At 64.1% G+C, this 5,816-nt stretch carries 5 protein-coding genes and 1 tRNA gene; 5 read left to right on the top strand and 1 reads right to left on the bottom strand.

Annotation, left to right across the window (positions count from 1 at the left end; genetic code table 11):
- Together AC1RWI_RS37555 and AC1RWI_RS37550 are read left to right on the top strand one after the other, a co-directional pair.
- A partial coding sequence (locus AC1RWI_RS37555) for an ABC transporter substrate-binding protein (protein WP_492870837.1) occupies positions 1-1,052 on the top strand: 1,052 nt, incomplete at its 5' end.
- Between the two features lie 21 nt (positions 1,053-1,073).
- Complete coding sequence (locus tag AC1RWI_RS37550) at positions 1,074-1,943, top strand: NAD(P)-dependent oxidoreductase (protein WP_492870836.1); 870 nt, start codon at positions 1,074-1,076, stop codon at positions 1,941-1,943.
- 73 nt (positions 1,944-2,016) lie between these two features.
- On the opposite strand, the gene AC1RWI_RS37545 is transcribed toward AC1RWI_RS37550, so the two are convergent.
- Positions 2,017-2,946, bottom strand: a complete 930-nt coding sequence (locus tag AC1RWI_RS37545) for an alpha/beta hydrolase (RefSeq protein ID WP_043349205.1) — start codon at positions 2,944-2,946, stop codon at positions 2,017-2,019.
- Positions 2,947-3,278: 332 nt separating this feature from the next.
- Between AC1RWI_RS37545 and AC1RWI_RS37540 the strand changes: the two genes are divergently transcribed.
- From AC1RWI_RS37540 to AC1RWI_RS37530, 3 genes are all read left to right on the top strand, one after another.
- A tRNA-Leu gene (locus AC1RWI_RS37540) sits at positions 3,279-3,363 on the top strand.
- Positions 3,364-3,610: 247 nt separating this feature from the next.
- Positions 3,611-4,837, top strand: coding sequence for a tyrosine-type recombinase/integrase (locus tag AC1RWI_RS37535; protein ID WP_492870835.1), 1,227 nt, complete (start codon positions 3,611-3,613; stop codon positions 4,835-4,837).
- A 186-nt stretch (positions 4,838-5,023) separates the two neighbouring features.
- Positions 5,024-5,764 carry a hypothetical protein gene (locus AC1RWI_RS37530; protein ID WP_492870834.1) on the top strand — a complete coding sequence of 247 codons (741 nt, stop codon included), beginning with the start codon at positions 5,024-5,026 and terminating at the stop codon, positions 5,762-5,764.
- Positions 5,765-5,816 lie beyond the last annotated feature (52 nt).

Here is a 5,816-nt window from a genome sequence, read left to right as displayed (position 1 = left end):
CCTCCATCGGCATCCCGTCCAAGAACACCGTCATGATGTGGCCGCAGACCCTGGGCGGCCAGCGCGCGCAGTACGTGATCCTGGACGATGGCTCCGACCCGGCCGCGGCCGTGCGCAATGTGCGCAAGCTGATCTCCGAGGAAAAGGTGGATGTGGTGGTGGGCCCCAACATCACGCCCACCGCCATTGCCGCGCTGGATGCCGTGGCGGAGGGCGAAACGCCGATGGTGGCGCTGGCGGCGTCGGCCGCCATCATCGAGCCGCAGTCGGACCCCAAGCGGCGCTGGGCATTCAAGATGCCGCAAAACGATTCGCATATGGCGACGGTCCTGACCGAGGACATGAGCAACCATGGCATCAAGACGGTCGGCTTCATCGGCTTCAGCGATGCCTATGGCGAGAGCTGGTGGCGCGAGTTCTCCAAGCTGGCGGACGTGCGCAAGCTCAAGGTGGTGGCCAACGAGCGCTTCTCGCGCACCGATACTTCGGTGACCGGGCAGGTGCTCAAGCTGATGGCGGCCACCCCGGATGCCATCCTGATTGCCGGCGCGGGCACGCCGTCGGTATTGCCGCAGAAGACCCTGGCCGAGCGCGGCTACAAGGGCAAGGTGTATCAGACGCACGGCATCGCCACCTGGGATTTCCTGCGGGTAGGCGGCAAGGATGTGGAAGGCACCCTGTTCCCGACCGGGCCGGTGGTGGTGGCGCGGCAGTTGCCGGATGGCCATCCGGTAAAGAAGGTGGCGCTGGAATTTGTGACGCGCTATGAGGCGAAGTACGGCGTGGACAGCATCACGCAATTCGCCGGCGATGCCTGGGGCGCATGGATGCTGCTGGACGATGCCGCGCGCCGTGCGGGCAAGAGCGGCGCGCAGCCGGGCACGCGCGAGTTCCGCCACGCCATGCGCGATGCGCTGGAGACGACCACCAACCTGACCATTCCCAACGGCGTGATGAACCTGAGCGCGAAGGACCATCAGGGCTTTGACCAGCGCTCGCGCGTGATGGGTGTGATCCGCGACGGCAAGTTTGCCTACGCGTCAGACAAGTAAGGATAGGGAAGGATATTTGAGATGAGCAAGACGACGATTGGCTTTATCGGCCTTGGCGCCATGGGCACGCCGATGGTGCGCCACCTGCTCGCCGGCGGCCACGCCGTGCGCGCGTACGTGCGCCGCCCCGAAGCCGCCGACGCGGCCCGCGCGCTTGGCGCCGTGCCCTGCACCACGCCGGCGCAAGCCGCGCACGGCGCCTCGGTGGTGTTTACCAACGTCACGTCATCGCAAGACGTGCAGGCCGTACTGCTGGGCGAGCACGGCGTGATCGAAGGCGCGGCGCCGGGCACCATCTGCATCGACCACAGCACCATCTCGCCCATCACCACCCGCGAGATCGCCGCCAGGCTGGCCGAGCGCGGCATCGAAGCACTGGATTGTCCGGTCTCCGGCGGCACCGTCGGCGCCGAGGCCGCCAGCCTCACCATCATGGTGGGTGGCAAGGCCGAGACGCTGGAGCGCGTGCGGCCGCTGCTCGCGCTGCTCGGCAAGACCATCACCCACATCGGCGATCATGGCGCGGGGCAAGTCGCCAAGCTGTGCAACCAGATCGCGCAGGTGGTCAATATCGAAGGCATTGCCGAAGCCATGCGCTTCGCGCAGGCGCAGCAGGTAGACAGCGCGCGCGTGCTGCAAGCCATGGCCACCGGCATGGCCGGCAGCCGCATGCTCGACATGATGGGACCGAAGATGGTCGCTCACGACTTTGCCCCCGGTATCGAAGCGCGGCTGCACGACAAGGACTTCGGCCTGGCCGCGGAGATTGCGCGCCAGCTCGGGCTGGAGCTGCCGGCCATGCAAGCCACCTCGCGCCAGCTCGGCACGCTGATGGAAAAGGGCTGGGGCAAGGACGATACGTCGTCGCTGCTGCGGGTGCTGGAGGGCTGAATGGCCGATTAGTGGCCGAGGAGTGGCCGATTAGTGGCCGAGGAGTGGGCGAAGACTGGCCAAAGAGGAGGCGCTAAGCCACCCCCATCATCCGCCGCACAGCCAGCAGCAACGGGCTGTCGCCGTCGGCAAAATCATGCATCACGTTGAAATGGTGCCTGTCTGGCATCGGCACATGCGCCGCGCCCGGTGCCTGCGCGTTGGCGAGCCAGGCGGCGCGCAGCAGGTCGGTCTGCCGATGGTATTCGCCCGGCTCCAGCCCGCCTACCGCGGTGACCAGCGGCGCGTCCGTGGCCGGCGGCAGGAAGGCCGGCGAGAGCCGGTCAACATCGCGCGCCGACAGCTTCAGGTCGACCTGCAGGAAGTCGGCCCGGCGCAGCGGCTCCAGGTCATGCAGGCCGCTGACCGAGACCACGCCCTTGACCAGGTCGGCCGGCAGATCGCGGCCTACACGCGGCCACAGCGTGGTGAGCATCATCGCGGCCATGTGGCCGCCGACGGAATGCCCGCCCACGAAGATGCGCGCTTTGTCGTGGCCAAGCCGGCCGGACTCCCGGTACAGCCAGGCCACGCTGCGCACAGCCTGCAGCACGATGGTCTCCACCGTCACCGCCGGGCACAGCGAGTAATTGATCACCGCCACCGACACGCCGCAGCGCGGCAGCGCATTGGCCACCAGGCTGTGGTCGCGCTTGTCCAGCGCGCGCCAGTAGCCGCCGTGAACGAACACCAGCAGCGGCGGCGGCCCATCGGTGGCGCCTGGCTCGGCCGGGAAGTAGTCGAGCCGCTCGTCCGCTGCGTGCGGGCCAGGCTCGGCACCGGCATAGCTCAGGTCCTCCAGCCAGCCGGCGCGCTTGCGCACCTGCCGCGACAACTCCGCCCAGTGGGCCATGTGGGTGGCGTTGTCGGGCACGTTGGCCCGGTTGTTGTATTCGCGCGCATAGAAGGCGGGATCCTGCGACGGCAGCCGTGCAAGGCTGGCGAGGGAGGGCTGGGCTGACATATGGCTCCGGGGTGGATGAGCGAAACCGGGCGGCGCCGCGGCTGCCAGCATGCTAGCGAGTTCGCACAGCGCCAGATATCGACAACTTCCCGGATATCGGGCCGCCGCCCCCCCTTGGCCAGTTTCATCCGCTGTACCGCCCGCAAGCCGCCTGAATCCTGCGATCGCAGCCGGGCGACGCGAGACAAGCGCAGGCGCTGGGGCTGCGGATGGGACGCGCTGGGGGCCATCTACCGGGGCTAGTTGTGGCCTGGCAGGATTTGCGGCATAATTCCCGGCTCAGCACCGTGCTGGCACGCCGGACTCCCGGCAAATCCGCCAGCACCCACTCAGCCCGGGTGGTGAAACAGGTAGACGCAGGGGACTCAAAATCCCCCGCCGCAAGGCGTGTCGGTTCGAGTCCGACCCCGGGCACCAAGGACTAATCCCAAGTAGTCCCAAGCAATCCGCCAAACCCCGCCCAGCACAGCTTTGCGGGGTTTTTTGCTTCCCGCATAGTCCATGAACGTCCAATGACAGCGGGGGTACATTGGGGGTACATTTGGGGGTATTCCGTGAAAAGTGCTTCCTTCGCGGGAAAATGTACCCCCAATCGCCCCCCATACGCGTGGGGGCATGTAGGCGGGTGCAAGGCGAATCCATCCACCGCGACTCATACCCCGCCATGCCTACTACTGACGTAGCAATCAGGAACGCGATCAAGGCAGTCAAGGACACTGACAAGCCCCTCAAGCTGTTCGATGGCGGCGGGCTATTCCTACAAGTCACCCCAGCCGGCGGGAAATATTGGCGACTGAAGTACCGGATGGCGGGCAAGGAGAAACTGCTGTCGCTGGGCGTCTACCCCGACGTGGGACTCGCGGCGGCGCGTAAGAAGCGCGACACGGCGCGCGAAAAGATCGCGGCCGGTGTGGACCCGGGCGACGCGAAGAAAGCCGAGCAGCGGGCCGCCAAACTGGCTGCAGACAACTCGTTTGAGGCTGTGGCGCGTGACTGGCTGGAGGAGCGCAAGAGCACGGTCGAGGAAGCGCAACACATCAAGACCTTGGCCCGCCTGGTGAATGACGTGTTTCCCTGGATCGGCAGCCGACCCATCACCCAGATCGACGCGCCAGAGATCCTGGCCGTACTGAAGCGAATCGACAACCGGGGCGCTCGCTTCTCCGCCCACCGAGTCCGCTCAGAAATCAGCCGGGTATTCCGGTATGCAATCAAGGAGGGCAAAGCGAAGTCTGACCCGGCCAAAGATCTGATCGGCGCGATTCCACCAGCTATCGAAACACACTTTGCCGCGATTACCGAACCGGCAAAGGTAGGTGAGATGCTGCGCGCGTTCGACGGATTCAGCGGCACGTTCCCTGTCCTGTGCGCGCTTAAGCTGGCCCCACTGGTGTTCGTGCGCCCAGGAGAGCTTCGCAAAGCCGAGTGGGCACAGATTGACCTAAACCGGGCCGAGTGGCGCTATCGCGTCACCAAGACCAAAACCGATCACCTAGTCCCCCTTGCCTCTCAGACTGTGGCCATCCTGCGCGAATTACACGCGCTGACTGGAAATGGGCAATACGTGTTCCCTGGTGCGCGCACGGCCCAGCGCCCCATGAGCGAGGCTGCAATCAATGCGGCACTACGACGGCTGGGGTATGACACGCAAACCGAGATTACTGGCCACGGATTCCGAGCGATGGCGCGGACAATCCTGCACGAAGAATTACACCAGAAGCCTGAGGTCATCGAGCATCAACTGGCCCACGCCGTGCCCGATGCGCTTGGCGGCGCGTACAACCGCACACGCTTTATCAAGGAGCGGCGGGCAATGATGCAGGCGTGGGCGGACTACCTCGATGATCTCAAGCGCGGTGCCGCGTTGCCAACACCCCACGCAGTAGCCTGATGGCGGCCGCCTTCCAGGCAGCGCCGATACAATCCATCGTCCTTCACTACGGTATGCCACTGTGAAAAAAGCAATGCTGCAGCCGCTTGTTCGCGTACCGTCCTTTGCGAAACTACGTCAAACGCACGAAAACGGAGAGATTCCAATGTTTAGATGAAACCCAACCAACCAACCGAAGGAGTATAGATGGACAGTTCTTCCAAACCCAATGAGGGCCGCAACGCGATCACGGAAATCCCCCCGCTGTGGAACCTTCATGAGGACTTTAGTGTCGCTCATGCGGCTGCACTCGTGGCAGGCTACGACCCAATTCAACTTGAGAGTTGCAAGACAGACCCCGACTTCCAAGACCGTTATCCCGACTACCATATCGCACTGCATGCCTTGACACAGGCGATCAACAACAATCGCATGAAGGCGTCGCTCCGATACTCGGCACGCGAGTATGGGTATGCCGAAATGCTCAACGAGATCGATCTCGCGGAATGCACCGACTCTCAATATGAGCCGGGCAGTACTGCCGATGAAGATGAAGAATTAGCGCCCGACCATAGCTGCATCTACAGGCCCTTTCCGGATTGGACCCTCAGTACGGTGTCACGCGATGATTTGACCGATTGGCTGATGCGGCGTGGCGCCAAATCTGGCTTCTTCTTCCCCAACACATCTGCTGGCTCAAATTACCTTGATCCGGGTAACGGCCGCTATGCGCCGAAGCTCGCTGCGGCAGTCTACGCCTGGGAAGCAGTAACGGCGCCGGAAGGCAAGCACCCTAAGCAAGCCCTGCTCAAGTGGTTGCGTGAAAGTGCGTCAAGGTTCGGTCTGACGAACGATGATGGCGTGCCCAATGAGACGGCAATCGAAGAGATTGCCAAGGTCGCCAATTGGCAGCCCAACGGTGGCGCGCCCAAGAGCCCCGGCTCTTAAATACGGTCCAGCACATGACACCATGGGCTACCCCATCCCCATTTACCGAAAC

Source organism: Cupriavidus sp. MPR-AND1C (assembly GCF_058809705.1).
The sequence above is the reverse complement of the archived record's forward strand: the minus strand, read 5'-3'. Positions and strand labels throughout refer to the sequence as shown.

Coding starts and splice junctions, on each gene's coding strand:
- AC1RWI_RS37550 (WP_492870836.1), top strand. CDS start 1,074: ATGAGCAAGACGACGATTGGCTTTATCGGCCTTGGCGCCATGGGCACG.
- AC1RWI_RS37545 (WP_043349205.1), bottom strand. CDS start 2,946: ATGTCAGCCCAGCCCTCCCTCGCCAGCCTTGCACGGCTGCCGTCGCAG.
- AC1RWI_RS37535 (WP_492870835.1), top strand. CDS start 3,611: ATGCCTACTACTGACGTAGCAATCAGGAACGCGATCAAGGCAGTCAAG.
- AC1RWI_RS37530 (WP_492870834.1), top strand. CDS start 5,024: ATGGACAGTTCTTCCAAACCCAATGAGGGCCGCAACGCGATCACGGAA.